We start from the raw sequence: 2,614 nt of genomic DNA on the forward strand, positions 1-2,614 counted from the left end.
CTGCAGCAGTGGCTGTCAGAAAAGATCTGGCCGCTTGAAGCACATCTTACCGGGGATAATGTATACTGGGGAACAAAACTTGCCTGTCTTGAGATGATACGATCGGGAACAATTGCGTTTAATGACATGTATTTCTTCATGAAAGATGCAGCACGGGCGGTGATGGAATCGAAAATCCGCGCTGTACTCAGTCATGGGATCATCACGTTTGGAAATGAAGAGAAGATGGAGGCTGAACTCAAAGCCACAGAGGATCTTGTCAGTCATGTCCGATCACTCAATACACCTCTTATACATCCGGCTATCGGCCCCCATGCTCCCTATACTGTCCCGGTCAAGCATCTTGAGGTATGTGCCGAGTACAGCACCACCGAGAAGATACTCATTCATACCCACCTTGCAGAGACAAAACAGGAGGTTGATGACTGTATGAAGTTCTATGGTATGACCCCGGCTGCCCTCCTTGACACTGCCGGCTGTCTGAATGAACGGACGGTGGCTGCCCATGGATGCTGGTTGTCAGAGGATGACTGCCGGCTTCTGGGAGAGCGGGGTGTGTCTGTTGTCCATAACCCGGTAAGCAATATGAAGCTTGCAACCGGCCGGGCAATGCCCTATCACTGGCTACGTGATCACCAGGTAAATGTCGGTCTCGGGACTGACGGGTGCTCATCAAATAACAACCTGGACATGCTTGAAGAGATGAAGACTGCTGCTCTCTGTCAGAAGTTCTTTTGGAATTCGGATACTCTTCTTCCTGCTGGAGAAGCCCTCTTCATGGCAACATCCTGGGGGGCGAGGGCCCTTGGCTACCAGGGCGGTGAGATTTCTGAAGGGATGCCTGCGGATCTTGTACTTATCTCCCTGTCCCATCCGTCCATGATCCCGCTTCATAACCCGGTCTCAAATATTGTATATTCAGCAGAAGGCAGTGCTGTGGATACGGTCATCTGTCAAGGGAGGATTCTGATGCATAACCGGTATATTCCTGGTGAAGAAGAGATAGTGACCGGTGCATCAGCAAGTGCACAGGACCTTCTCAGCCGTGCAGGAGTTGTGGCATAACTCAATAATGCCAGCCTTCAAATGTATGGGTATGAGGTTTATCCGCAGTATTATCCCGGTTTTCATCTGTTTTCTCCTTTTAGGAGTTTCCCTGACCGGAGCAGAAGAGACAGAAAGCAGTTCAGGTGATTTTTCAGGCGAGGATCTGGGACAGTTCTTTTCAGGGCTGAATTCCGGGTCATTTGATCTGAGCAGCCTTCTGAGTGAGGAGGTAATCTCCGGCATTATCAGTTTCTTACTTGCCTTGTTCATGTCACTCTTTGGTATATCACTCTCATAAAACACGGGTGAGGATCTCTCTCATGAGATCCGAGGCAATTTTTGGGGAATTCATCAGGGTATCCAGCTGGATCGCCCCTGCTATGGCAACGGTATCCCTGATATCCTGGATGAAGAGATCAACAAGATCTCCATACAGTGCCCTGACCCCTGATGAATCAGCCTGATATCCCATGGTTTTCATGAGCTGGGCAGCCGGACCGGATACCGGGCGATCTCCAATGAACGGGCTGATTGCGATTACGTTCTTTCTGGCGAGTTCCTCTCGTACCCCCGTACATGAAAGGATAGGCAGGATACTGGTCACCGGATTACTGGGACCGATGATGACAGCATCAGCCATTCGAATCGCGTGAATTACATCAGGGGTAGCCGGTTGTTCCTCCGTAGGGACGTGCATGACCGCTGATATTTCTGTATTTCCCCGGTATCTGACCCAGTACTCCTGAAAATGGATTTTTCCCTTCGCGGTTTGCACATAGGTGGTCCAGGGTGTATCCGCCATGGGAAGGATTGTTGCAGATACCCCAAAATGGGTACAGAGTCTTCGGGTGACTGTAGTGAGTGTCATTCCCTGTTTCAGCCACTCTCCCCTGATGATATGGACTGCCCGGTCCTGATCACCGATGGCCATAAATGAATCAGGAAGAAGCCTGCTGATGATTTCATGGGTTACAAAACTGTCACCCCGAACTCCCCACCAGGTTTCGGTGTTGAGCAGACCAGCAAAGAGGTACATGACCGTATCAACGTCAGGGGAGATGTGACCGCCCTGGTACCAGATATCCTCCCCCGTATTGACGATGACAGAAATGTCTGAATCAGACAGTACATGCCTGGCCCCCTGGAGGAGTTTTGGCGTCCCGGTTCCACCGGACAGGAAGGTGATCATCCTTTTCTATTTTACCTTCCCGATCATAACTCATGTGGGGACCGAATGAAATCAATTAAGGATCCGGTCCATGGGTATATCCAGGTGGAATCAACGCTCCTTCCTCTTCTCGATACACCACAGGTTCAGCGTCTTCGGTACATCAGACAACTCGGGTTTTCATTTCTGGTCTATCCAGGCGCACATCATACCCGTTTTGAACACTCGCTTGGCACGATGCACCTGGCTCATGCCCTCGGAGCACGGCTCTCCCTTCCGCCGGAGGATCATCTGCATGTTACTGCTGCTGGTCTTCTCCATGACATTGGCCACGGACCGTTTTCCCACGCAATCGAAGGCCTTTCCAAGGAGATTTTAGGAAAGAGTCATACCGACATC

Annotated in this window: 4 protein-coding genes; 3 read left to right on the forward strand and 1 reads right to left on the reverse strand. The window is 50.7% G+C overall.

The window, feature by feature from the left end:
- Together PLA23_RS12435 and PLA23_RS12440 are read left to right on the forward strand one after the other, a co-directional pair.
- Positions 1-1,065, forward strand: a 1,065-nt coding sequence (locus PLA23_RS12435) for an amidohydrolase family protein (protein WP_324475387.1), incomplete at its 5' end; no start/stop codon positions are given.
- Between the two features lie 31 nt (positions 1,066-1,096).
- A complete protein-coding gene (locus tag PLA23_RS12440) occupies positions 1,097-1,345 on the forward strand; it encodes a hypothetical protein (RefSeq protein ID WP_324330324.1) in 249 nt (82 codons plus the stop codon).
- Here the strand turns inward: PLA23_RS12440 and cofD are convergent.
- Positions 1,340-2,236: a 2-phospho-L-lactate transferase gene (gene cofD / locus PLA23_RS12445; RefSeq protein ID WP_324330322.1), complete on the reverse strand. Its 897-nt coding sequence runs from the start codon at positions 2,234-2,236 to the stop codon at positions 1,340-1,342. The two genes, PLA23_RS12440 and cofD, sit on opposite strands and share 6 nt — an antisense overlap.
- A gap of 45 nt (positions 2,237-2,281) precedes the next feature.
- On the opposite strand from cofD, the gene PLA23_RS12450 reads away from it, so the two are divergent.
- Positions 2,282-2,614, forward strand: a 333-nt coding sequence (locus PLA23_RS12450) for an HD domain-containing protein (protein WP_324475388.1), incomplete at its 3' end; no start/stop codon positions are given.

Origin of the sequence: Methanospirillum sp., from assembly GCF_035406105.1 — an archaeon.
In the GTDB taxonomy this organism is placed as follows: Archaea; Halobacteriota; Methanomicrobia; order Methanomicrobiales; family Methanospirillaceae; genus Methanospirillum.